Origin of the sequence: Achromobacter sp. UBA4530 (genome assembly GCF_002388205.1) — a bacterium.
GTDB lineage: Bacteria > Pseudomonadota > Gammaproteobacteria > Burkholderiales > Burkholderiaceae_B > Achromobacter > Achromobacter animicus.
The window spans coordinates 133,924-157,902 of sequence record NZ_DGMA01000005.1; the positions used below are offsets into that span (position 1 = coordinate 133,924).

At 63.6% G+C, this 23,979-nt stretch carries 26 protein-coding genes and 1 tRNA gene; 6 read left to right on the top strand and 21 right to left on the bottom strand.

Going from position 1 to position 23,979, the window contains the following annotated elements:
- Window positions 1–49: 49 nt before the first annotated feature.
- From B2W22_RS03625 to B2W22_RS03710, 18 genes are all read right to left on the bottom strand, one after another.
- Window positions 50–478, bottom strand: a complete 429-nt coding sequence (locus B2W22_RS03625; protein WP_286936203.1) for a hypothetical protein — start codon at window positions 476–478, stop codon at window positions 50–52.
- The gene (locus B2W22_RS03630; protein WP_286936204.1) at window positions 478–1,695 is read right to left on the bottom strand and encodes a hypothetical protein; all 1,218 of its coding nucleotides are present in this window, start codon (window positions 1,693–1,695) and stop codon (window positions 478–480) included. Before B2W22_RS03630 ends, B2W22_RS03625 begins: the two co-directional genes overlap by 1 nt.
- Entirely contained in the window at window positions 1,685–2,359 is a 675-nt protein-coding gene (locus B2W22_RS03635) for a DUF2612 domain-containing protein (protein ID WP_286936205.1), read from the bottom strand. The genes B2W22_RS03630 and B2W22_RS03635 overlap by 11 nt, the downstream gene beginning before the upstream one ends.
- On the bottom strand, window positions 2,356–3,567 hold the full coding sequence (locus B2W22_RS03640; protein ID WP_286936206.1) for a baseplate J/gp47 family protein: 1,212 nt from the start codon (window positions 3,565–3,567) through the stop codon (window positions 2,356–2,358). The genes B2W22_RS03635 and B2W22_RS03640 overlap by 4 nt, the downstream gene beginning before the upstream one ends.
- Before the next feature lie 7 nt (window positions 3,568–3,574).
- Complete coding sequence (locus B2W22_RS03645) at window positions 3,575–3,925, bottom strand: hypothetical protein (protein ID WP_175124339.1); 351 nt, start codon at window positions 3,923–3,925, stop codon at window positions 3,575–3,577.
- A complete protein-coding gene (locus B2W22_RS03650) occupies window positions 3,922–4,653 on the bottom strand; it encodes a Gp138 family membrane-puncturing spike protein (protein ID WP_175124340.1) in 732 nt (243 codons plus the stop codon). Before B2W22_RS03650 ends, B2W22_RS03645 begins: the two co-directional genes overlap by 4 nt.
- On the bottom strand, window positions 4,646–5,509 hold the full coding sequence (locus tag B2W22_RS03655; RefSeq protein WP_286936207.1) for a baseplate hub protein: 864 nt from the start codon (window positions 5,507–5,509) through the stop codon (window positions 4,646–4,648). Before B2W22_RS03655 ends, B2W22_RS03650 begins: the two co-directional genes overlap by 8 nt.
- A complete protein-coding gene (locus B2W22_RS03660) occupies window positions 5,506–5,805 on the bottom strand; it encodes a hypothetical protein (RefSeq protein WP_175124342.1) in 300 nt (99 codons plus the stop codon). The genes B2W22_RS03655 and B2W22_RS03660 overlap by 4 nt, the downstream gene beginning before the upstream one ends.
- The gene (locus B2W22_RS03665; RefSeq protein WP_286936208.1) at window positions 5,802–6,446 is read right to left on the bottom strand and encodes a hypothetical protein; all 645 of its coding nucleotides are present in this window, start codon (window positions 6,444–6,446) and stop codon (window positions 5,802–5,804) included. The genes B2W22_RS03660 and B2W22_RS03665 overlap by 4 nt, the downstream gene beginning before the upstream one ends.
- Window positions 6,446–8,110: a phage tail tip lysozyme gene (locus tag B2W22_RS03670; protein ID WP_286936209.1), complete on the bottom strand. Its 1,665-nt coding sequence runs from the start codon at window positions 8,108–8,110 to the stop codon at window positions 6,446–6,448. Before B2W22_RS03670 ends, B2W22_RS03665 begins: the two co-directional genes overlap by 1 nt.
- Before the next feature lie 168 nt (window positions 8,111–8,278).
- Window positions 8,279–8,713 (bottom strand): hypothetical protein, encoded by a 435-nt coding sequence (locus B2W22_RS03675; protein WP_175124345.1) that lies wholly within the window; start codon window positions 8,711–8,713, stop codon window positions 8,279–8,281.
- 1 nt (window position 8,714) lies between these two features.
- Window positions 8,715–9,146, bottom strand: coding sequence for a phage tail fiber protein (locus tag B2W22_RS03680; RefSeq protein WP_175124346.1), 432 nt, complete (start codon window positions 9,144–9,146; stop codon window positions 8,715–8,717).
- A gap of 9 nt (window positions 9,147–9,155) precedes the next feature.
- On the bottom strand, window positions 9,156–10,634 hold the full coding sequence (locus B2W22_RS03685) for a DUF3383 domain-containing protein (protein ID WP_175124347.1): 1,479 nt from the start codon (window positions 10,632–10,634) through the stop codon (window positions 9,156–9,158).
- 4 nt (window positions 10,635–10,638) lie between these two features.
- Window positions 10,639–11,172: a phage neck terminator protein gene (locus B2W22_RS03690; protein WP_175124348.1), complete on the bottom strand. Its 534-nt coding sequence runs from the start codon at window positions 11,170–11,172 to the stop codon at window positions 10,639–10,641.
- Between the two features lie 292 nt (window positions 11,173–11,464).
- A complete protein-coding gene (locus B2W22_RS03695; RefSeq protein WP_286936210.1) occupies window positions 11,465–11,734 on the bottom strand; it encodes a hypothetical protein in 270 nt (89 codons plus the stop codon).
- Window positions 11,731–12,087, bottom strand: a complete 357-nt coding sequence (locus B2W22_RS03700; protein WP_175124350.1) for a hypothetical protein — start codon at window positions 12,085–12,087, stop codon at window positions 11,731–11,733. The genes B2W22_RS03695 and B2W22_RS03700 overlap by 4 nt, the downstream gene beginning before the upstream one ends.
- Window positions 12,068–12,823 (bottom strand): hypothetical protein, encoded by a 756-nt coding sequence (locus tag B2W22_RS03705; protein ID WP_175124351.1) that lies wholly within the window; start codon window positions 12,821–12,823, stop codon window positions 12,068–12,070. Before B2W22_RS03705 ends, B2W22_RS03700 begins: the two co-directional genes overlap by 20 nt.
- On the bottom strand, window positions 12,810–13,598 hold the full coding sequence (locus B2W22_RS03710) for a YdaU family protein (protein ID WP_286936211.1): 789 nt from the start codon (window positions 13,596–13,598) through the stop codon (window positions 12,810–12,812). The genes B2W22_RS03705 and B2W22_RS03710 overlap by 14 nt, the downstream gene beginning before the upstream one ends.
- 415 nt (window positions 13,599–14,013) lie before the next feature.
- Here B2W22_RS03710 and B2W22_RS03720 point away from each other — a divergent pair, with 415 nt between their 5' ends.
- Both B2W22_RS03720 and B2W22_RS03725 read left to right on the top strand, forming a co-directional pair.
- Complete coding sequence (locus B2W22_RS03720; RefSeq protein ID WP_175124353.1) at window positions 14,014–15,111, top strand: S24 family peptidase; 1,098 nt, start codon at window positions 14,014–14,016, stop codon at window positions 15,109–15,111.
- A 426-nt stretch (window positions 15,112–15,537) separates the two neighbouring features.
- Window positions 15,538–16,809, top strand: coding sequence for an MFS transporter (locus B2W22_RS03725; RefSeq protein ID WP_286936214.1), 1,272 nt, complete (start codon window positions 15,538–15,540; stop codon window positions 16,807–16,809).
- Window positions 16,810–16,866: 57 nt separating this feature from the next.
- Here B2W22_RS03725 and B2W22_RS03730 read toward each other — a convergent pair whose 3' ends face one another.
- On the bottom strand, window positions 16,867–17,739 hold the full coding sequence (locus tag B2W22_RS03730; protein WP_191579344.1) for an NAD(P)-dependent oxidoreductase: 873 nt from the start codon (window positions 17,737–17,739) through the stop codon (window positions 16,867–16,869).
- 196 nt (window positions 17,740–17,935) lie between these two features.
- Between B2W22_RS03730 and B2W22_RS03735 the strand changes: the two genes are divergently transcribed.
- Window positions 17,936–18,364 carry a PaaI family thioesterase gene (locus B2W22_RS03735; protein WP_056563788.1) on the top strand — a complete coding sequence of 143 codons (429 nt, stop codon included), beginning with the start codon at window positions 17,936–17,938 and terminating at the stop codon, window positions 18,362–18,364.
- Between the two features lie 67 nt (window positions 18,365–18,431).
- Here B2W22_RS03735 and B2W22_RS03740 read toward each other — a convergent pair whose 3' ends face one another.
- Window positions 18,432–19,889, bottom strand: coding sequence for a phospholipase D-like domain-containing protein (locus B2W22_RS03740; protein ID WP_175185727.1), 1,458 nt, complete (start codon window positions 19,887–19,889; stop codon window positions 18,432–18,434).
- A 217-nt stretch (window positions 19,890–20,106) separates the two neighbouring features.
- On the opposite strand from B2W22_RS03740, the gene B2W22_RS03745 reads away from it, so the two are divergent.
- A tRNA-His gene (locus B2W22_RS03745) sits at window positions 20,107–20,182 on the top strand.
- Window positions 20,183–20,474: 292 nt separating this feature from the next.
- On the opposite strand, the gene B2W22_RS03750 is transcribed toward B2W22_RS03745, so the two are convergent.
- Entirely contained in the window at window positions 20,475–21,131 is a 657-nt protein-coding gene (locus B2W22_RS03750; RefSeq protein ID WP_175185728.1) for a GntR family transcriptional regulator, read from the bottom strand.
- 215 nt (window positions 21,132–21,346) lie between these two features.
- On the opposite strand from B2W22_RS03750, the gene B2W22_RS03755 reads away from it, so the two are divergent.
- Both B2W22_RS03755 and ggt read left to right on the top strand, forming a co-directional pair.
- On the top strand, window positions 21,347–22,321 hold the full coding sequence (locus B2W22_RS03755) for a Bug family tripartite tricarboxylate transporter substrate binding protein (protein WP_175124358.1): 975 nt from the start codon (window positions 21,347–21,349) through the stop codon (window positions 22,319–22,321).
- A 24-nt stretch (window positions 22,322–22,345) separates the two neighbouring features.
- The gene (gene ggt / locus B2W22_RS03760) at window positions 22,346–23,941 is read left to right on the top strand and encodes a gamma-glutamyltransferase (RefSeq protein WP_217481065.1); all 1,596 of its coding nucleotides are present in this window, start codon (window positions 22,346–22,348) and stop codon (window positions 23,939–23,941) included.
- Window positions 23,942–23,979 lie beyond the last annotated feature (38 nt).

Below are 23,979 nucleotides of genomic sequence, written 5' to 3' on the forward strand. Positions count from 1 at the left end.
ACACGAAGCGCAAGGAGGTACGGGCGAAGAACGCTGAGCAGCTCCACGCTCAACTGGAGACATCATCGGGACCCGCCGGCCGCAGAAGTTCGGCGCGACGCTCCGGCACCAACAATCCTTTGGCTATGTAGAGATCAAGCCCAGCGGCGATGTGAGGATCCTCCACGTTGATAATTCCAGCTCGATTAAAGTCGTCATACACGAGACCCACCTCCATATCGGTGAGCTGTGCCTTCCTGATCCGGATTTGCTCCTCGACAGCGAATCGCTTCATATACTCACGCGGAGAAAAAACGCTTTTCGCCACGGCGGGAACCTCGGGCGCGGCGAACTTGCCGTTTTCATAGAGATAACCCTCCTGCACCCCTGCGTGCGCTTCGACCCACTTGAATTCGGGATGAAAGCGCCCCGCAGGATCGATGCTCGTTGTTTCAGTAACGCGGCCTTCTTGAATCAATGCCCAAATAGTCATCATCATCACCATTCGATAAATACAACACCGGCGCCGCCTGCGCCCCCTGCTGCGGTGGCGTTATACGCCGCACCGCCCGAGCCCCCCGCACCATGAAATCCGGTGGCACCGTTCACGCCCAACGTTACGTTGCCTGTCAGATTGACGGCGTTGGGGCAAGCGCCATAGAGCGTCGCGCCGCCAGGGCCGGACATGGCGTACACGCCATTCAGCACCGCCGCAAAGCTGCCTGCGGAACCGGGCACCCCCAATTGGCCTGTTCCCGAAGCGCCGCCCCCGCCGGAACCGCCGGGCACCCCACTAACGTTCGGCGCCGGGCTTCCACCAGTCGCCGAAACAAACGTACCGAAGGAAGACATTCCGCCGGATGTACCGACCGTGGTGTTGGAGACGCCGCCACTGCCGCCGGCGCCAACCGTGACCACAACGCTAGAGGCCCCCGCCAGCTCTACCAGGCTGATGACCGACATGCCGCCGCCTCCGCCGCCGGCTGCTGCACCAACAACGGCAGGACAAAAAGCACCTCCGCCGCCACCGCCGCCGCCAATGACTGTCACCCGAACCCGGGACACGCCATTCGGCACGCTCCACGTGTGAACGCCCGCCGTGTCGAATAGTCGAAGGCCGCGTTGCGGAAATAGCTGAGGAAGCGAAGAAGGCGAGATGGCTTTACGCGTCTCGTTGCCGACGAGCGTTTCGGCTGCGGTAGCGATCCGGATAAGACCCTGCCGCGTACTGTCTGCGGTCAAGCTTGCCAGGCTTGCCGGCGTCACCGCCCGGCTGGCATCCAGTCCGCTAATGACATCGGCGGAGGTAGCAATTCCGGCCGGAAGCGCCACCCACCCCGTACCGCCCGTATCGGGATTCGAAGAATTTGCATTTACGGTACTCAGCCAATACCGGTTCTCGGCAGCCGAGAGCAAGATTGCGCCTTTCGGATATCCGGAGATCGCGGCGGAAAACTCGGGATCGTACTTGTAGCCGCCGCCCGCGGCAGCCCACCGTTGGCCGTCGGTGACAAAATTCAAAATCCCATTGAAATCCGCCCCATAAGGCGGCACGCCCCCCGCCGCCAGCGGCGTCATGGTCAGCGGCGGAAATCCGTCGGTAAACGATGCCGCGCCGGGCGTCACGCCGATCTGCGAGCCGACGGGAATGGTGTTCTTGGTGCCGAACTGCGCGAACGGCACGGCGGACTTGCTGGGTGCATTGCTAGCTTGCATGGATAAGCCCCGAAGATGTGAAAAATGCGCCGGATCCGAAAGGCTGCATCAGCGCCTCGCGGAACCCGAAGGTGGTTGGAAGGTCGACCTGCAGCACGCTGGCCTGGACCGCAGCCGGCTTGGGGATCGCGCCCGATTGGGTCAGGATGGCGATTTCGTAAGGTTCGAGCGCGAACTCGAACACATAGCGGAACTCCATGTTCCCCGTGTCCGATACGTAGCAGCGCCCGCGGCCGGCGAAGAGGTTGGAGAGCAGCCGGTTCAGGCTGGCCGAAGTGCAGTCGGAGATATTGGCCAGCGCCTTGACCAGGATGAGCTTGCGGTATGCGTCGTCAGTCAGGCGGAAGGTCTGGGTCGCCTGCAAGCCGGCGAAGAACGGCGCCTCATCAAACGGCTTCCAGCTGATCGCCTCCTCAAAACCCAAGTAGGAAACATCGCCCGGTACGGTCAGCATGCGGCCGATGTCGACTATCCTGCCCCAGATGTCCAGACCGAACCCCCGCGCCGTCTCCACGTTCCAGACGAAGTCGAAGAACGCATCGAAATCCGCGTCGGGGTTGATGTACTCGTCCATGTTGTTGATCAACTGGACGAGCGTCGGGCTGTTGGCGTACTGGCTGATGAGCGTGCGGGCGACCAGTCCCGGCTTTGGATAGACCGTCATACCAGCGTCACCGAAATGTCGTCGGCCGTGACGGTGGGTCGGCGGTTGATGGGCACCGTGAGGCTGGCTGCGGTCGGCGTCGATGTGCCCAGCAGCAGCGACAGGATCGACACGGACGGGCTCAGCTGCGAGATCGACGCGTAGAACCGGCTGGCGTAGAGCGTCGAGCCGATGCGCGCTCGCAGGCCGCCGTCACCGCCATTGAAGGCGTTGATGATCGCCTGCCGGGTCAGGGCAACGATGTCCGACGGCAGCGTCGGGTTGTCCGCCAACTGCACCTCGAAGAGCACCGGCAAGGCGGCAGGGGTTTCCCACTGCACGACGTACGAGGGATAGGGATAGGAATATCCCTCCCGGTCCTCGACCGTGTACGACATATTGCCGTTGTAGTCGGCGCCGTTGCTCTTCTTGCGCCAGATCGCATCGGCGATGTCCGCCGCCTCGCCGCCCGCCACCGCCACCCAGATCGAGTGCGGCTTCAAGACCACGCCGCCGATCGATTTCGGCGTCGACTGGGTGTTCTCGGTGACGTAGGCATCGATGACGCCCTCGACGTTGGCCACGTTGGCGTACAGCGCGGGAACCGAGCCGCGGGCGTTCAGCGCCACGGACTGGCGCCGGCGCGCTTCGAATTCCGCGCGGCTTTCCACGTCGGCGCCCATCGTGCCGGCGTCGGCGTTCGATATCGAGTCCCAGCCCGGAATAGCCTGGTAGATCCGGTTCAACGCGCCCGGCGCACAATCCACCGGCCCGTCGACCGAGCAGGCGAACGGCAGGTCGATGCGGCCACTGGCCGGGATCGTGCCGGCCTGCGTGCACAGGTACAGATGCCCATCCAGGGCTTCTGCCCGGGCGCCGACCGGGATGGTCACACCGGTAAGGCCTGCGCACGTCGCAATCACGGACGTGGGCAAGCCGGGTTTGCGGTCCAGAAAATAGATCCGCCCGATGGCGTCCTGCATGCGGCCATTGGCAAACGCCGGGTCGACCTGGTTCACATACGACGCGAACTCGTTGTTCTTGTCGCCGATGATGGCGGTCGTGCTGGAGGCCAGCTGCCCTTGCGGCGTTTCCAGGGCGTCGTTCAGTCCACCGCCGAACGCGGCGTCCATGTCCGACTGAACCCCGGCCAGGATCGCGGATTCGCTGGGCAGCACCAGTCCTTCCGGCGTGAACTGCACGCGCGGAACGTGAGAGATATTCGACATGGTTTCCTCAGAAGCTGACGGTTTGGGTCGTGCCGTCTTGCAAGGTGATTTCAACGTGGCCCGCCAGGGCCCGATCGGAGAAGGACGTGAGCGTGCAGACGGCATCGGCCACGCCCGGCACCGTCAGCGCGGCTCGCCGGACATGCTCGCGCACCAGCGACAACGGGGGCCGGTGTCCGAGGAATTCCTCCCAGTACGGAACGCCCGGATTGGTGTTGTAGAAGAGCTCGCCGCGAAACAGCTTGATGGCGCTGGCCACGTCCTGCGCCACAGCGTAGGGATCGGCGGCCATCGCAATGTTGCCGGCCGCGTCGAGCACCAGGTCCCACGCGGTCCGGTCCAGCAGTAGTGTGTTCAATTGGGCGCTCCCGTGTTGGACGGCCCGCCTTGCACGCCGGAGTGGGTGTGGGTGCTTCCCACGTCCTTGCCGTTGTTGCGCAGCGTGCCCAGCGTGTTCATGTCGCCTTGCCACGTCGACGTGCCGCCGAAGGATCCGGCGCCCTGCCGCACCGTGCCGTTCAGCACGATCTGCGGCGCGTTGATCGCGCATTGCGTGCTGGCGTTCAACTCGATGTCCGGCGACGTGACCGTCACCTTCGTCGGCGACACCACATTGATGCCCTCGGCCGTGAACTGCACGTATTGGGCCGGCGCGCCGTTCAGCAGGCCGCCGAAATAAAGGCCGTCGGCCATGTCGTGCGACCGCCACGAGCCGGGATTGCTCTGCGCCTTGGCGGCCTTCACGCCGGAGATGTCACGGTTCGCAAAGGCCGCCATGCCGATGTCCCCGGCCTTGGGGTCCAGGATGATCGCGTCCGTGCCGCCCTGCAGGCGGAAGTACGGCAAGCGGTGCAGCACGCCATGCGGCACGGCGTTACCGGCGCCATCGAGCTGGTTGACGAGCGGCTGCACGTCCACGAAACCCACCGGCGACAGGCCGCCCGCATTGGTCACCGAGACCACCTTGACCAGCGTCGCCGTGTTCAAACGCAGCAGGGCCTGGCTGATCAGGAACTGCAGCGCACCGTACTCACTGTCGCCCTGCCCGGCTTGCGCCAGGCCTGCGTATCCATATTGCTCAGCCATCGAGATTCCTTTTGCAGATGACCGTCGACTGCCAGACGCCGCCGGGGACTTCCGCCTCAAGCTTGTGGGCGAGGCTTGTGATTGTCCATACGCCTTGGGCGGGTTGGAGGGAGCTGGTGACGTGCACCCGCTTGCCGACGCAGAGGTGGGGGTTGTAGAGCGTCGTGAAAGTGATGCCGGTGCTGTTGAACGTCGGGTAGCCGATCAGCCCGGTCTCCGGCGAAATGTCCAAGACATCGCCATCCCTGAAGCCGTCCGCATGCCAGACCGACACGACGCCGCGGTCGATTGTGAAGCTGATGCGTGCAGCCAGCGCACAACTGCGCAGCTGGTCCATATCCGTCCCGCAAAAATAGGGGTTTGCCAGGACGACGTCCTTTCCCGACTTTTCGAACGCGTATCCCATCGACGCTGCAATTTTGCTCGCAACGTCTTGAGCGACTGTTGCGCCGGGAAAAGATCGGGGAGGCACAGGCTTGCACTCTTTGGCGCCGGCCACTTGGCCCCTGACGTAGAAAACCCCTTCAGGGGCCTTCCCAAAGTCAGCCCATGCCGAAGTGATATCCCCTTCATAGACCAGATGGGGAACGTCCAAGCCGCTCCTGGCCATCACTCTAATGATGTTCATTCCTCGGCGTTCCCTCATGTTGGGTCCTACTGTCGTCAGCCGGTTCATCATTTCCAGGCTCAAACCATAAATGCTCAGCTGCACCTCGGAGCTTTCGGCGGACGCGTTGGACGGAGTTTCGACTGCGACCCGGTAGCCGCTGAGCGTCATTTCCGGTCCCGGCTCATCCCCAAGCGCACCCTTCCCCAGGCTGATGGTCACATCGATGCTGCGTTTGACGAAGCTCATAGCTCGAGTGGCTCCATGCAGGCCAGGACGAAACGCGACCCAAAGCCGGTGTACTCCGGATCTGCGTGCCCCTGGGTGTCAACGAAAGTTAGATCACCGACAAAGCCGAGGTATTCCGAACGGACCAACCTCACCCTGTCGTGGCAAAGCACCGCCGTCACGATTGGCGAATTGTTGATGTGGAGATCAAGATAGACGCCCGTGCTCTTCTGGTACACGGAGATCTGGCAGTTCTGGCCGTTCAGCAAGACACTGAGTGTTTGCGACGGCACCGGTTTCAGGGGAATTCCTTTCATTGAATTGGCTCCAGTTCTCCCACCTTGTTTTGGTCTCGCGTGGGATAAGGATCGATCTTGAACACCTGCACCTGGCCGCCGCTCTCCTGATCTGCGCCACTGGGCTCACGCTGCGCCATTGGCCGCAACACCGCCGTCTGTCTCACTTCATTGAACGTCAGCTCGACGACCAGCAGACTGGAACCACTGCTGGCGCTCCGGTTGTACAGATACTTCCCCAGGCTTGCCGACAGGTAGACAATTTCGGGCGTCGCCACCGAGTACAGTTCAGTGCCGCTGGCTATCCGATCCAGGACGGAGAGCATTTGTTTACGCGTCGCCTGGTCGCCGGCATGCGCCAGCTTGATGAGCGCCTGGTACGGGCCAACGACCTTGTTGAACGAGGAGAAGCCACCCTGTTCCAAAGCGAAGCTCGATATCGTGCCAGCACGGTCAAAGTTGACGCTCAGAAACGTGTCGAACAGCAGAACCGGCTGCCCATCTTCGCCATACACCCCCCAGCGAGGGGCGCTGGAGTTCCAATCGACGAGGTGCGCCAGCCCGACGTTCGCCGGTGCGAAAAACGAAGGAACTACGACATCGCGAAAGACTGCGGGGACACCGGAACTCGCCGGCACGTCGGGAAAGGAGATAAGCGGCATCAGAAGACCCCCGAGTTGGCTTGTTGAACAATACGTTGGGAGTCACCAAGCGTGCCCAACTCACGAGCCAGCCCCGGACCGTCGGTCGCTGGCGTCACAATCGTTATGGGTCCATGGATGTGCGTTTCAGACGTCGTAGTCGTCGTGGTGTTGTTGCTTGCAGCGCCAATTGCGCCGGCTTGCGCAGCGCTAGTGATCGATGCAGCTGCCGCACTCGCTTGCTCCCGACGTTCCATGTCAGCCACCCCAGCGATCACTGACGCTGCAAGCTCGCGCTTGCGCGCATCGGCAGCATCGATTGCCTGGTAACGGTCGAGACCGAAGTAGCGATAGGCAGCAACGCCGGCCTGAGCGGCATTCGTAGACTCAGCCAGTTTTTCGCGAGCGCCCCGTTTACTGTTCCTCAGTTCCCAATCCACGAATTCCAATTGCTGCTCAAGCGTCGACTGCTCGATGACTACTCCGATCGCCTGCCGGAAATCAGCTTGGCGCGCGCGATCCCACAACGCGATACCGTAGAACCTGCCGTCTTCTGCATCCGCACGGGGATCGAATCCGCTTTGGATTTGCAAGTGCGCTGCCAGACCGGCGGCCTCGTCGAGGCTATAGCCCTTGCGTTCGAAGAACCTGACCGCATCGCCGACTTCCTTGGTTCTAAGCGCCGGATCGTTATGCGCTCGCACAATCTGCGTTTCGCCAACGTTCAAGTCTTCGCTATAAAGCGCGAGCGCAACGCCCGCCCCAATCCGTCCAGCCGCTCTCAAGGCTGCAGCTCCCACGCCTCTCAATGCCGCCAAACCCTTGCTGGCACCGGCACCACCCAATGCCGCTAGGGCGAAGGCCACTTCCCTCAACGCGGATGCCAGACCCAGCAGCGAATTAGCCCAGGACAAAATCTTTAGCGCCCCCAGGGCGAGCAGCGCGTTCTGCCATCCGCCCACCGCCTGCGCAGCGGCGTCCACCACGTCGATGAATGCCACGACGGCCTTCGCCGTGCCGTCGACCCACTTGGCAATCACATCCTCGTTCTCAAGAAACCAATCGCCCCAGCCTTGAAGGACCTCGAGTGCCCGTTCGAACGCCGGAATGAGCGCGACCAGGATCCTCATGGCCACTGATTCAAAGGTGTCGCGCAAATCCAGATAGCGGTCGCGCAGACGAGCGGCTGCATCCGCGTCCTGCGCGGAAACTGCGGACCGTCGTTCTTGAGCCTGCAACAGCTTTTCCAGTTCAACCGGTCCGCGACGGAACAAGTCGAACAGGGCCTCATTGACACCCATTTCCTCAGCGACTTGAGCGGCGCGGCTCCGGTCCTTCTGATATAGATCGGCGATGATCCGCGACCTGGCCAAAAGGTACGTATTCCCGTCTCTCAGATCCGAGACATTCCCGCCGTTCTGAAGAAAAGCGGGCACGGAATCCGCAGCCTGACCACGATTGAACTTGCTGATCTGCCCCGCTGATTCCCTCAATTGGGCGGAGATAGCTTCGGCAGTCCCGCCAGCCCGCTCGGCTGCCTTCTGCCAGGCAGTAAGCCGTTCGGTGCTGATGCCAAGATTCTGTGCCATCTGGCCCAGACTCGCCGCCGCGGCAATGGAGTCCACTGCGAAGCGCTTCGGATCAAAGCCAACGGAGGCGGCAAGGGCATCGATGATGGTCGCCATGCAATTACCTCGGTTCAGTTAAGACGCGCCTGTTGTGTGCGTCCACCGCAAACACCTCAAGCAGGTTGTACAGGTCTTCGGCGCCATAGACCGTTTGCAGATCATGCAGCAGGTCTGGGCGACGAGAGATCACTACGCCAACATTGCGCGGAATGTTGGCGTAGTGAATCAGGCGCGGGCCGCCACCGGGGACCTGGAGCCCGAAGTCGATGGCGTGGCGGCCATAAAAAAATCCAGGTGCAGGCCCAGGACTTTCTGGCGCAGCGTGAGCAGGGTCGACACCTCTTCGATATCGCCGGAAATGAGCTCTCGCCGCACATCGGGACTCGGCTGGATCTGCACGCAATCCATCATCTTGTCCAGCAGCGGTTTGGCGCTATCGAAGGGCAGCTTGGCAATCGCCTTCAGGCCCATGGCAGCCACGCCTGCCAGACCGGCCTGCGCGATGTTGGCCGGAACTTCGACGCCGGCGTTCATCAACGCGAACAAGGCTCGGCCCGCCCATTCTTCGGCGTCGTAAGCCGACAGTTCCGTCAGGATGAAGGCCTTCCCCTGATCGCGCCCTTCCGAATTGATGGTGACGGTGATCTGCTTTCTTGCCATGTCACACCAACGCCGGCGAGACGTTCTGCCAGGTGATCTGGAACGTCATGGGTTGAAGGAGCGCCTTGGCGTCCGGCGCCGGCGGGATCTGGGTCAGCACGCCACGCGTCAACGTGTACTTGCGATCGATCGACGGAATGCTGAGCGTGCCGTTTGCATAGAACACTTCCCGGGCCGTTTCGCCAGCCGCAGCCCAGATCTCGAAGATGCGCAGGGAAGGAGAGTCGGGTTGGATGGAAATGGTCTGGACGCGGGGAACCGGCACGTAGCTTGCCGACATTCGCCCATCCACTCCCATGGTTACCTGTGCGGGCTTGGCCGCTTCAAAAGCGAACGCGGTTTCCGAGGCGTAGCCCTCGATCTTCTGCGGCACCGGAAAAATCCCGCCCACCGCAAGCATCAGAACGGAATTGGCACTGGTCAAAGTCGCCATGTTGAATCCTTAAAGAATGGCCAGCGAGGCCAGGGTGATGTTTTGGACGGAACCGCCGTCCATGTACCAGAACGTCATGGGCGGGGTGCCGCGCGCTTCGCGCACCTGCGGGGTGGCGTCCTTGATCTGCAAGTACCAGCCGCGGCTCTGCAGCGTGTCTGAGATGTCGACGCCGGCCATGTTGTTGACCTGCGCCTTTTGCTGGCTCGACAGCGTCACGCCGGCGCGGATGGCGCCGAAGTTGACCGCGGCGTTGATCGGGTCCAGGCAGGCCGCGTCGATCAGCGTGTAGCCGTCAAGGTTGTAGGGCACCGAGTTCACCTGGGTCAGCAGCGACATCAGCGCCTGCTGGAAGGCCGCGTTCAGCCAGATCTGGTTGACGTAGGAGTCGACCCATTTCCAGTTGCCGCTGATCTGGCCCGGGTACAGAAACCGGAAGCGATCGTTGCTGGTCGCGTAATCGCCGTAGAAGTTGTAGCCGTTGTCGATCAGCGTCTGCGCGGTCGTGGCGTCGGTCACGGAGAACGCGAGGCCGGACTGGCCTTTGAAGGCCAGCGTGGCGCGGCCGTTGGTGCGTTCGAAGTCGAGCGACGCAATGGCGCCCAGGATGAAGGCCGCGTGGTGGACGTCCTGATAGACCGGCACCGAGCCCGAGTACTCGTTGGCGCTGACGATGGCGGCCCAGTGCGAGGTATTGCCCTGCTGCGTGGCGGTGACATCCGTGTCCCAGCCGACGTAGGCGTAGCGATCGCCCTGGGCGTTGGTCCATGCCGAGAACGCCGTCTTGCCAGCGGTATCGGGCTCGAAGGTCGTCATGAACGCGGCCCAGTTCTGGGTCAGGTCGGTGATCTGGCTCATGTTCACGGCCGGCACACCTGCCCCTACGCCTTGCGACACGACGGCGCCGGCGGCCTGCGTCAGCTTCAGGCCCGACGCGATGGACCCACTGCCGTGCGACACGGTGCTGGCTGCGCCGTCGCTGGCCGACGTGATCACGAAGGCGGCGCGCTGCGCGTCATAGGCGCAGTCCGCGCCCAACGCGGTGAAGGCCGCTTCGATGACGGATGCGGCGTTCGAAAAGCTGGTTGCCGCCGACAGGTCGATGTTGCCGGACGTCTTGGCCACGCCGTCCACGGTCACGGTCAGGGTGCCGGACAGCGCCTGCAGTTCGACAAGCGTGACCGTGGCCATGGAGCCGCCGCGCAGATAGGCGGCAACCGGTTCGGCGGGATATTGCGCGAACAGCAGGTTGCCCGGCTTGCGGGTCGAGTTGTCGAACCCGTTGAAATAGACGTCGGCCAGGTTGGCCTCGGTCGAGGTCGGACCGAAAAAGCGCTGCACGTCGCGCGCCGTCGCGAAACTCTGGACGGCGCCGATGGGGACGGCCGTATCGTTGGTCAGGATCAGGCCGTTCAAATCGAGGGCCGATCCGCCGGCTGCGATCACGCCCGGGACGACCTGGACGATTTCACTGGCGGGAATGGACATAGCGTTAAGCTCCCGTAGGGTAGGTGGTGTCGACCTCGATGAGGCCCACGTGAAGTTGGGCCGCAAACTGCTGCGGCATGGTGATGGAAGGGTTGAACTGCAAGGCGGTGTCGAATGACCACCGTTCAAAGCGCGGGTGGTCCGCGCCGTCGATAGGCAAATGGGTGATCTCACCCGAGTACAGCGGCTGCGCGTGGCCAAGCTCCTTCAGGAAGTCGCAGCCGTGCTGACTGCGCAAAGCCATTGCCAGCGTCAGAGCGTGGTCCTGCGCCTGTTCGCCGTAGCTGTCCACCCGCGCCGACCATTGCGTGGCCTGCGTGATGGTCCGCGCGCCCGATGCGGGCGAGGGATCGGCATAGGTCATGAGCGGCAGCGAGAGTCCCAGCGCGGCCATCGGCGTGATGACGATGCACTCGCGCATGGGAGCAGGAAGCTGGTCAGGAAGACCGCGAATCACTTCGCCATCCACCAGGGTCTTGAAGAAGATGACCAGGTCTTCGACCAGCTGACTTTCAGTGATGCTTATCTGAATGCGCATGGCGCTGGATTCCTGCCTGAAAGGGTTGAACCGAAGCTCGCCCCCAAAACAAAAAGCCCCGGCATGGCCGGGGCTTCGTTTGCTTGGGACGCAATGTCCCGGGCCTATTGTGACCGAACGCGTGACCGATAAGGCGAGGGCTTGTGACGGAACCGTCACACGCGATGTCCCATGCGATCCGCGTCCGGCATGAAGCGGCCAGCGACGGAACAGTGCTACGGAAAGCAAAAAGCCCCGGCGGACCGGGGCTGCATTGGTGATGGGCGCAATGCCCCGGGCCCATTGTGACCGATTACGTGACCGCGATGACGGCGCCTTGTGACGGTTCCGTCACACGCCATGCATACGACCTGCCGTGGCCGCCGGTTTCCGGCTCTTGAATGATGACGCTGCCGGTGTCCTGCAACGCATCCATGGCGCGCTGGATGCCGCGCTGCAATCGCGTCTTCTCGGCGGGCGACAAAGTGCGGCCGTGCGACACATGGCGAACCAGTTCCATCAGTCGAAACGACCGGCCGGGATAGCAGGCCATCAGATCCATCACTTCGTGCGCGTACTTCACGCCAGCCTCCTTTCCACCTGGCTGCGAAACAGGCCCAGGTACAGTTTGTATTCGGTTTCAGTCAGCACCACACCGGTCGTGCGGGCAATCCAGTCCAAGGCCTTTGCCCTGCGCTCGCGCGCCAGCAGCTCACCAAACATCGCGTGCTTCTGGGGATACTCGGCGATGATGATCATTCGTTCATGCCAAGGCAGCGCGGCATGCATCGCTTCCACCACCTGCGCGTGGTGATCGTTGATCGGCCGGTAGTCGTCCTCTTCGGACACGTGCACTGGCATATTGCCCACGGACGCGCCCGACCACGTCCACCTCGCCCAATTCCACATCAGGTCGTCACCCGTCAACTTTCGCATCGTTCGCCTCGCATGGTTTGCCTTGCTTTCCGTGTGCCTTTCCCTTGCTGTCGCACGCCGTCTCTTCGCGTTCGCCCTTGGCGCGCGCGATCATCTGGGCGATGCCCAGGCTGGGGTGATCGCCGCGCGCGATACGCGCCTCCCACTTGGCGATCCAGCTGCGATGCGGGCGTCCCTGTTGTCTCAACAGTTTTTCCGCGCCCATGGTTTTCAAGGCCGCCTCGGCCTCGGCGCGTGTGGCCAGCGTGCGGCCCGGCGCGGGAAGCGCCGTTCTCGGTTGCGGAATGTCCGGCCACGATCCTTTGGCCAGCTCGTCGCTTAGCGTCTTTTCCCAGCGTGTCTTGATGGCCCCATAGGTGCAGCCCAGCAGATCCACGGTGCTCACGCCTACTGCGGCCCAATACACCGCAGGATGCGACCAGGCGCCCTGCTCTCCCCGCCTGCGAGCCGTCATGCCACGCACCGCTTCGTGATACGCCACCTCCGGGACCGTCCACGGACAACACAGCTTGATGAACTGGGGCAAGGTCGGCGGCCATTCCTGCGTGAGGCAGGCCACCAGGCCGCGCCGAACCTGGCTTTCGTTCAGGCCCTCGAGCTTCTGGTTCCATGCGTCTTTCAGTTCGCGCGCCGTCAGGCCCTGCCATTGCTGCGCGAATTTCGAGCCGTACATGAGCCACATTTCGTTGACCACCAGCGCGCCCAGGCTCGTGGGCTGGATGTCAGTGGCTTGCATCGATCGTCCCCATGAACTTTTCCCGCGGGCGGCCATCGCTGGCCAGCACGTCGCGCAGATCGTCGGTCCAGTCCGCGAGGCGTTGCGCCCGGCTTGCCGGCACATTCGATTGGGCTTGAACCCGCGGCGGATAGAGCCCCTGATACCCGCCCGCGATGCTGTTCGCGATCACGGCGCCCGGTTGATGTCCTTCGGCCAGATAGGCGGCAAGCTGTTGCAGCTGGCGCCGGGCCGCCTCCTGCGTCACCGGCTTTCGGCGAACCCTCCGGTCAGCAACCCAACTGCACCATTCCTCGCGATCAAGCCAGTCCGGAAGTTCGATGGTCGAGGCATCGAACCCGTTCACCCGTGCGCGGGGGCTGGGGGGAGTCTCTTTCAATTCCTGGTTCTTGGTTTCTGGTTCTTGGTTGGCTTGCGATCCGGTTTCCGGTGGGTTTACGCCCGGCCCCTCCTTTCTGGGCCGCCCTCCCCGCTTGCCGTTGGCTTTGGCCGTCTCGGCCTTGACGTGATAGGCGGCGATCTCCGCGTCGGCGCGTTTGTTGCGCCAATAGCCCTCGTGCAGTTGAAAGTACTCGGCGAGAATCTGTGCGGTGGCCTCCTTTTCTTCATCGGTACGCGCGCCGACCCAGCGAAAGATCTGCGCCAGGTTGTCGACGATGGGTTCTTCCTCCGCGTAGTACCGCCGCAGCAGGCGGCTGTAGATGGCGTCTTCCACGAGGCTCAGATGGGTCGTCGCCTGGGCGTAGTCGCCGATGTTGTGGCTGTAGTAGTTCATGCGTGCTCCAGCAGCCCGGCGGCGAGCAAGGCGCCCGGCAGGTTTGTGAATGGCTTTGATAGGTGGACTTGCTGAATCCGGCAGCAAGGCCGGTGCAAGCGAGGGACCGGCAACGGGCCCCATCGGAACGTCAGGGCGGCCGCTGATCCTCAAGCCCGATTCGCCTGGCCTCCCACGCCTTGACGGCCTCGGGGCGTGCCAGCCGCAGGAACTCTCGCCACGCCTTCGGGACGCCGTTGGTTCGCCACTGGGATACCGCCCCGGGCGTGATCCCGCAAAGGGATGCCACGCGGCCCGTCCCGCCCAGTGCATCAATAAGAGACGAGTCGATCGTTTTTGCTCTCATGCATAAATCTTAGAATGCTAAGATACTGAAAGCAAGCCACCTAAGAACATTTTTGTTTAGCATCCTAAGATGACCTTTCAAAAGCGAATCACCCAGGCGTTCAACGAGGAAGCGTCCCGCCGCGCGGATGCTGCAGAGCCTCGGCTGACCAAGACCGATCTATGGAAGGCTGCCAACGCCTCTTCCGGTGCTGCCACGCACTGGTTCAACGGTTCCAACGGCATGGATATGGCGACCTGCATGAGGGTCGCCCCGCTTTTGCGCGTGAACGCGCAATGGCTCTATGACGGCACCGGTCCGAAGTCGCCCGTCGGCAACGGGGCTGGCGCCACATTCCCGCCCGCGCAGCCCTCCGCACCATGGCCCTTCCCCAGCATCCCGGAAGCGCAGGTGCGCGCGCTGTCTCCCGACCAGTTGAACAAGCTGCAAGGCGCGTTGGCATTGGCGATCGCGCAATTGAAACTGGGTCTGGACGTGTCGCCCGCGCCCGTCGTTGCCCCGATCCCGACCGTGTTGCGCAGTGACTCGCTGGTCGACACGTACCTGTCGCGGGACGAGTTTCCGATGCGGATCGAGGGCCTGTCTCCCCCGCCTTGGGACGGTGGCAAAACCACTCACCAGTCCGAACGCGAGCGCCGTGTTCGAATCAGCACCGAGACCGGCGTCGTGACGAACGTGGGCGCCGGCGAACCACCCGCCGCCAACGACAAGTTCGAACGGGTTCCCGAGTTGGCGGACGTACGCCTGGCCGCCGGCGAGCCGATCGAAAACCACACCGAAGAACAGACGGGAATGATCCAGTTCCGCAAGTCATTCCTGAAGTCGGTGGGTGCAGCCCATGGAAAGGGCCGCGTCGTTTACGCCAAGGGCGACAGCATGGAACCCATCATCCGCGACGGGGCGGCCTTGCTAGTGGTGCCCAACGAAAGCCTGACGTTGCACGATGTCGCGGCGGGCGGCGTCTACGCCATCAACTACGACGGCAAGATGATCGTGAAGACGGTATCAAAGGACAGGGTTACGGGCTTGTGGGTAGCGCGGTCGTTTAACCCGTCGCACGCTGACATTCCGCTCGAAAACGGCGTACCTGTTCGTGTACTGGGCCGTGTGGTCTGGGCGGGCGCCCGACTGCGCCACGACGACGCCGGTCAGTGGGTAAAAGCGTAGCCGCAAGATCGGACGGGACGTGGCGAAAAGTCTTACTCGACTAAGCTTTTCCGCTGTCTCTAACCGGCAGGTGATGCTTCGTCATATTAATGATTCACTAATACTGTTTTTGCATCATTAATGAGTCATCTAGCTGCTAGCGTCGCAACGCTTAGGCTGTTCATCTACAGCAGCGGATCCGCAAAACACCGCCACAGGGAATCTGGCCGCTCACATGACAGGATTTTCTGACTTGGCCGGATTCGGCTTTATAGCCAGGAGTAATATGACGCGTCTGGCGTCAAACCCGCCGGCGCAAGCAAGCCGATTCACGCCTGGTCCTTCCCACCCCCTGTCGACAGCGGAGCGTCCCTCCGTGCCTGCCCTCGGTGTCTGCAAGCCCTGGCGCGCAAGCGGCCACAAGAAAAGACATCGAGGAGAAGCGGATTGGACAAGCAAGAGTCGGGCGGCTGGTACTTCGGCTGGAACATCGTCGGCGCCGCCACGGTACTCACCCTGTTTACGGTCGGCCTGCGCATGGGCATCGGACCGTTCTTTCTGCCCATGGCCGAGAGCCTGGGTTTTTCGCGCAGCCTGCTGTCGGGCATCGTCGCCATCGGCATGCTGTGCTATGGCCTGGGCATGCCGCTGGCGGGTTATCTGGTCAGCATCCGCGGCACGCGCTTCGTCCTGCTGACCGGCACGGCCATCGTGGTATTGGCTTCCATCTGGACCGTCTTCGCGCGCGGACCGCTCGAATTCTTGCTGGCCTTTGGCGTTGCGCTATCCGTGGGTCTGGCCTTCACCAGTCCGGTCGCGCTGACGCCGGTGATCAGCCGCTGGTTCACGCGCCAGCGCGGCATGGCGCTCTTCTTCCTGTCCACCGGGTCGATGGCCGGCATCGCGCTGATGACCCCGACGCTCACCTACGCCATCTCGGCGGTCGGCTGGCAGGAAACGCTGCTGGGCTTTGCCGTGCTGTTTGCGCTGCTGACAGTGCCAGTCGCGCTTTTCGTGATGCGCGACGAGGCGCCCGAGCACACCGACCTGCTGCCCCATCAGATCATCGAAAAGACCGGCACGGCCAAGCCGACAGCCAAGGCGCCCGCGCCGGGGCTGGGCGAGGCCCTGCGCACGTTGCCGTTCTGGCAGGTCGCGCTGGGTCTGTTTGCCTGTGGTTTCAGCATGAACCTGCTGGGCACGCACGGCATGCCCATGCTGATGGACCACGGCTTTGACGCCACCACCAGCTCGCTGGGAATCGGCCTGATAGGCCTTGTCGCCATTTTCAGCACGCTGGTGCTGGGCCGCATGTCCGACCAGGTCGAACGCCGCAACATCCTTGCGGCCATCTATCTGGTGCGGGGACTGGGATTCTTCGCGCTGGTCATGGTGGGCGCACATTGGGAACTGTATCTGGCTGCGACCATCGGCGGCATCGTCTGGGCCGGCAGCATTGCGCTGTCCTCGGCCATCCTGGCGGACGTGTATGGCATCCGGCTGGTTGGCGTGCTGTACGGGCTGACGTATCTGGGCCACCAGATCGGCGGCATGATCAGCTCGTGGCTGGGCGGCTGGGCGTTCGAGACCTTTGGCACGCACTGGGTGGCCTTCGGATCGGCCGGCGCGCTGCTGTTCCTGGCCGCATTCATCTCGATGCGCCTGCCGCCGCGCGGAATCCTGCGCGCGCCACGGGCAGTGCCTGCCGCCGGACGCTGAATCGCCCGCGCCTTGGGCGACTTGCCGAGGGTGCGCCGCACCCCCGGCCCGCAGGCGTTAACGGTCTTTCAGCAACGACACCAGCTCGGGCACATAACGTTCGCCGCCGCCTTGCGCAACGGCCTGGTCGAACGTTTGCTGCACGGCGGCGCCGATCTCGCGGACCGCCCCGGCTTCGGCGGCCATGGTGTTGTAGTACGAAAGATCCTTCTGCGCGTTCGACATGAAAAAGCGCAGGGACGACGGATCCTGTTCCAGCAGATACGGCTTGATGCGCTCCAGCGCCACGCCGCCGCCGCCGCCCTTGGCCAGCACTTCCGCAAAGACGGCCGGGTCGATGTCCGAACGCAGCGCGCACGCCGCGGCTTCGGACAGCAGCGCCACCACGCCCAGCGACACATAGTTGTGCAGCAGCTTCATGCGATGGCCGGCGCCCACCGGGCCGGCATGCGTGATGTTTTCAGCGAAGCAGGCCAAGAGCGGCTTGCATTCGTCAAACAACGCCGCATCGCCGCCCACCAGCAGGTTAAGACGGCCTTCGGCGGCTTCTTTCGGGGTGCGCGTCATGGGCGCGTCCAGAAAGCGTCCGCCGCTTTCGGTGACGGCCTGCGCGACCTTCACGGTCGACGACGGAATGGCCGTTGAGCAATCGATGATGACGGTGCCGGGACGCAGCCCCTCGAGCACACCGGCCGGCGACAGCAGCACGGCTTCGACCTGCGGGCTGCCGGTGACGCACAGGATGATCACATCCGACTGCGCAGCCAGCTCGGCCCCGCTGGTCACGCTGACCGCGCCGGCCGCCTTGAGCGCGTCCAGCGGCTGGTTGCCCGGGTGTTCGAGCACGGTCAGCGCGTGACCATGCTTGACCAGGTTGCTTGCAATGCCGTGGCCCATGAGGCCGATACCAACCATGCCGACTTTCGCCATCTTCAAATGCTCCTGCCATGTAGGGTGATTGTTGTGCCGTAAATCTTACCCTCAGAAGATGAGCGCTGGGCCGGGGGGTTGCACGGCGTGGTGACAATTCCGCGTGCGTCCGCGCCCCGATCACCGCGCTATGCCTGCGCGGGCGCGTCTGGAATACTTTCGGGGATCGTCCTACGGGACTCTTGCATCGCCAGCCATGACAGACTCCCTTCCCGCCGGTTTCACGCCCTGGTATCCCAGCAGCCAGTTCATGCGCCACCTGAACGACCTGGGCCCGTTCTACCGCCGCAAGGCCGACAACGTGTTGGCCCTGCGGGTTACCACGGCGCACGGCAACATGCACGGCATGGCACACGGCGGATTTCTGGCCACGTTTGCCGACAGTGCGCTGGGCCTCGTCATTTCCGAAGACGCCCACGTGTCCGTCGTCACGGCGCAGATGTCCGTCGAGTTTCTGAATGCCGTCAATCCGGGTGATTGGCTCGAAGCCCACGTGCAGATCGACAAACAGGGCAAGCGGCTCATCTACGCGACCTGCCGCCTTCAGGTGGAGGGCCGCGTCATGCTCAAAGCGAGCGCCGTGTTCGCGGTGCGACATGCGGCGGTGCCTGCTTCGGACGGCTGATCGACGAAGCGGGCATGGCCGGCGGCACAGGCTTGCCGGCCGGGGCCCGCGCTACAAGGGACCCACGCTACAGATAAGGCGTAGCCAGCCAGATCACCTTGTTGCGCAGGCGCTTCGCGAACGGCGCCTGCAGCAGATCTTCCAGCGTCACGCGGTGCGCGTTGGCGATCAACGCATCAACGCGCGCGCCGATCCAGCGCGCCACCTCGGGATCGTAGATCTCGGTGTCCAATTCAAAATTCAATCGCAGGCTGCGCGGATCCAGGTTCGACGAGCCGGCGTAAGTCCACGCGCCGTCCACCGTCATCAGCTTGGAGTGATCGAACGCACCGCTCGACCGCCAGACGCGGCAGCCCGTTCGCACCACCTGATCAAGCTGCGCCGTCATCGCGTAGTCCACCAGCCGCAGGTTGTTCTTGCCCGGAATCACGATGTCCACGACGATCCCACGTCGCGCCGCCGTGGCCAGCGCGCCGATCAGCGTCTGGTCGGGCAGAAAGTAAGGCGATTGGATCCGCACGTGATGCCGCGCCACCGCCAACGCGCCCAGCAGCATGTTGTGCGTGCTGCCGATTGCGCGGTCCGGGCCGGACGGCACGCAGCGGATTGGCACACGGCCCGACGGCGGCAGGTAGTCAGGGTCGAACCACGGCTTGGCGGACAGCGACTCGTGCGTCGTGAAATTCCAGTCGTGCGCGAACACCGACATCAACTGCGTCACGATCGGCCCTTCCACGCGGAAGTGCGTGTCGTGGTTGGTGGCATCCCCCGCCAGCGCGCTGACAAACGCCGCCCGCACGTTCATGCCGCCCGTAAACCCCACACGTCCGTCCACCACCAGCACCTTGCGGTGGCTGCGCAGATTGGCGTAGGGCATGCGCAGCACGCCCATCGGATTGGTCATGAACCGCGCCACCGGCACGTTCGCCTTCGCCAGCATGCGCACGATCGGCGGGCGTGAATACTTGGAACCCACGGCGTCGATCAGCACCCGCACCTGCACACCGCGCGCCTGCGCTTCGATCAGCGCCTCGGCCACCTCGCGCCCGATCGGATCGTTATCGAAGATGTAGCTCTGCATCGCTACCGTGTGCCGCGCCTCGCGGATGGCCTGCAGCATCGCGGGATACGTCTCGTCGCCACCCGCCAGCGGCCGCACCTGGTTGCCGCCCAGCAGCTCGAACCGGCTGACGCGGTCGCCAAGCACTTTCAATGACGCAAACTGCTCGCCCGATATGGGCACCACATCCACCGGCGCCGTCGCGACCTGCCCAGCGTCCTCGAGCATCGCGTCGTCCCGCTGCTGCGACACCCGCGTCTTGCGAATGCGGTTGATCCCCGCCACGAAATAGAAAAGCGCCCCGAGGATCGGCGAGAACATCGCCACCCCCACCCAGCCAATGGCCGCCCGCACATCCTGCTTGGTCATCGCGGCATGCACCGCCGCGCCCGTGCCCGCCACGATGCTGATGGCAAAGGCAACATGAGGCCAGTATTCGATCAAAAATGCGTGTATGCGATCCATGGCGATGGCTTGAAACACGGCCTCCAGTGGTTAACCAGCGCAAGAATAGCAAGGCTGCCGCCGGTGGCAAGACTACTTTTTGAAGGCGATTTCACACCCTTCAAAAAAACGTGCTAGAATTCGGCCTCTTCGTTGTTGAGCAGCTTTCGAAACAAAATTCAAAGACGCAAAACGACGAAAGCACTGAAGGAAACTGAAGTGCAACGCAGTACCAGTGGTGGCTGTAGCTCAGTTGGTAGAGTCCCGGATTGTGATTCCGGTTGTCGTGGGTTCGAGCCCCATCAGCCACCCCAAGAATTCATTTAAAATCAGCCGCTTTTAGCGGCTTTTTTCTTTTCTGGCGCTAATTAAATTCAATAATCCAGGCGCTGGATAACAAGTTTTGATATTGAGTCGCGGGCCAAAGCGCTCGTCAAATCGCACCATCACGGCGCACATCACAGCGCACATCAAATCGCCCGTCAAAACGCATCGCAAGGCAAAATTCGACCGGCCGCCCCGCTGCCGGTCGAAGTTGCGAATGAACGGTGTCTGCCGCCCATGACACGGTTGCGCCAAGGGATGGCTATCGCAGCGACACCTGGATCAGCCACCCTGCTCCAAAAACGCCTGCAAAGCGGGCACCGTATTCAGCACGTGCTGGCGCATCGCGGCCTCGCAACGTGCCGCGTCGCGGGTCTGTAGCGCGTCGATCAGTTCCTGGTGCGATTCGCGCACGCGCAGCACGCGGCCGGGTTGGGCAGCCCAGAGGCGCATGTAGGGTTCGACAACCGAATGCAGTTCGGAGATCTGATTCAACAGGCGCGGTTGTTTACAGAAGCTGCACAGGTATTCATGGAATTCGCGGTGCGCGGCGGTCCAGTCAAGATCTTCGTTTGCGCCCTGATCCAACTGCTCGAGCATGTTCGACAGCCGGCGGAGGTGTTCGGGGCCCATGTTTTCCACGGCATTGCGCGTGGCCAACCCTTCGAGCACGGAGCGCATCTCGAAGACCTCGAGCATCTCCTGCTGATTCAAGCCGCGCACCACGGCGCCGCGATTGGCGCGGATCTCGACCAGACCTTCCGACGCCAGGCGGCGCAGCGCGCCGCGCACGGGCATGCGGCTGGTGCCGATCTCGGCGGCAACCACGTCGGGCACGAGGCGCTGGCCGGGCGCGTAGCGGCCCAGGCGGATTTCACGCTGTAAATGCAGGTACGCCTCGTCTTCGGCGCTGATGGCTGTCTTCTGGAATTGCAGCACTGACGTCCCCGGGCTTGGAAAGCCGCCATGATAGATAAGGGCGAAAATAACACAAATTGGATCCAATGATCCATGGATGCAAATACCTATGGCCGGGGGTTCGCGCGTTGCGTTTAATCCAGGGCAGGACGCGGCAGACCGCGCCCGCTCGGCCGGAACGGGCATCAGACCCGACCCGGCCCATACGCTTTCCATAACGCGATCAAGGGGAATCCATGAAATTTCGTCTCATCCGGGCGCTGGCAGGCGCCGCCGCGATGGCCTTCGGGGCGCAAGCGGCCGCGCAAGCCACGGACTGGCCGCAGCATCCCGTGCGCATCGTCGTGCCCTTCCAGGCCGGCTCGGCCACGGACCTGATCTCGCGCCAGCTTGGCGCGGCGCTGTCCGCCGAACTGGGCCAGCCCTTTGTCATCGAGGCCCGTCCGGGCGCCGCGGCCGCGATCGGCAGCGCGTCGGTCGCGCGGTCGGCGGCGGACGGCTACACGTTGCTGATGGGCGGTCCGGCCGCCGTCGTCACCAACCGCTTCCTGCAGAAACGTCTGGCCTACGACCCCGACGCTTTCGAGCTGGTGTCGATGGTGGCCTACACGCCGAATATCCTGCTGGCCAATCCGTCGCAGCCGTTCAAGACGCTGCCCGAAATGGTGGCCTATGCGCGCGCCAATCCCGGCAAGCTGACCTATGCCTCGTTCGGCACGGGCACGACCTCCCACATGGCGGGCGAGATGCTCAAGTCCGTCGCTGGCATCGACATTCTGCACGTGCCCTACAAGGGCGCCGGCGAAGCCATTCCCGCCCTGCTGAGCGGCCAGGTGTCGATGTACTTCGACACCATCATGACCGGACTGCCCCAAGCCAAGAGCGGCTCGCTGCTGGCGCTGGGCATGTCCAATTCGCAGCGCTCGGCGCTGGCGCCGGACATCCCGACGATCGCCGAGCAAGGCTTCTCGGGCTACGACATCGCGCCGTGGTACGGTCTGGTCGCGCCTCAAGGCACGCCCGCACCGATCCTCGACAAGCTCAACAAAGCCGTCAACAAAGTGCTCGCCGACCCCGCATTGCGCGGTAAGCTCGCCGAAGCCGGCGCCGAGCCGCGTGGCGGCAGCCGCGAGGAATTCGCCGCCTTCATCAAGGCCGAGATTCCGCGCACCAAGCAGCTGATCGACCAGGCCGGCATCACCCCGCAGTAATTTTTCCAACGAGTTCCAGCACCCATGTCCTCCCCCTTCGATTGGTCTTTTCCGTACGCTTCCCGAAAAATGCCGGTCCTGGCCGCCAACGCGGTCGCGACCAGCCAGCCGCTGGCTGCGCAGGCGGGACTACGCATGCTGCTGGCCGGTGGCAATGCCGTTGACAGCGCCATTGCCACCGCGATCGCCCTGACCGTCGTCGAGCCCGTGATGAACGGGATCGGCGGCGACATGTTTGCCCTGATCTGGCACGACGGCCAGCTTCACGGCCTGAACTCCAGCGGCTGTGCGCCGGCCGCGTGGACGCCCGAGTACTTCAAGGGCCGCGACGCCATGCCGGGCACCGGCTGGGGCACGGTCACGGTGCCGGGTCAGATCGCGGGCTGGAAGGCCTTGTCCGACCGCTTCGGCAAGCTTCCCTTCGCCAAGCTCTTCGAACCCGCCATCGCATACGCCGAGGAAGGCTTTGCGGTGTCGCCCACCATTGCGCGCCAATGGGCCAATCAGGCGCCCAAGCTTGCGGCCGAGCCGGGCTTTGCCGAGGCCTTCCTGCCGCAGGGCCGCGCGCCGCAGGCGGGCGAATGGTGGCGCTTTCCCGACCAGGCCAAGACCTTGCGCGACATCGCCGAAACCGGTGGTGAAAGCTTCTACCGCGGCGAACTGGCCCGCAAGATCGCGGACTTCGCGGCCAAGACGGGCGGCGCGCTCAGCGCCGTCGATCTGGCCGAACACCAGGCCGAATGGGTCAAGCCCATCTCGCAGTCATTCCGCGACTACGAGCTGCACGAAATCCCGCCCAGCGGCCAAGGCATCTCGGCGCTGATGGCGCTGGGCATGCTGGAACAATTCGACCTGGAAGGCATGGGCCGCGACAGCGCCGACTACTACCACGTCAGCATCGAAGCCATGAAGCTGGCGTTTGCCGACCTGCACCATCACGTCGCCGATCCGCGCCACATGCGCACCGACGCGCGTGCCCTGCTCGACCGCGCCTACCTGGCCGAGCGCGCCCGCCTGATCTCGATGGACCGCGCCAGCGTGCCCACTGCGGGCACGCCCGCCACCGGCGGCACCGTTTACCTGACCGCGGCGGACGCCAGCGGCACGATGGTGTCGTTCATCCAGTCCAACTATCACGGCTTTGGTTCGGGCGTGGTCGTGCCGGGCACCGGCATCAGCCTGCACAACCGTGGCCTGAATTTCGTGCTGACGCCCGACCACGTCAACCAGGTCGCGCCGCGCAAGAAGCCGATGCACACCATCATCCCCGCGTTCGTGACGCGCGGCGGCCAGCCGGTCATGTCGTTTGGCGTGATGGGCGGGTCGATGCAGGCGCAGGGCCATCTGCAGATGGTCACGCGTCTGGCGGCCTTCGGCCAGAACCCGCAGGCCATGAGCGACGCGCCGCGCTTCCGCGTCGAGAAGGGCCCGGTCGTGAACGTGGAATCGCACCTGCCGGCCGACGTGGTCGACACGCTGCGCGCGCGCGGCCACAACGTCGCGGTGGCCCCGGTGGACAGCCTGGAATTCGGCTCGGCGCAGCTCATCTGCCGCCTGCCGCAAGGCGGCTACGTGGCGGCGTCGGACTCGCGCCGCGACGGGCAAGCCGTCGGCTTCTGACGCGTGGCGGGGCTCGCCGGACGTCCCTTGCGGAAGTT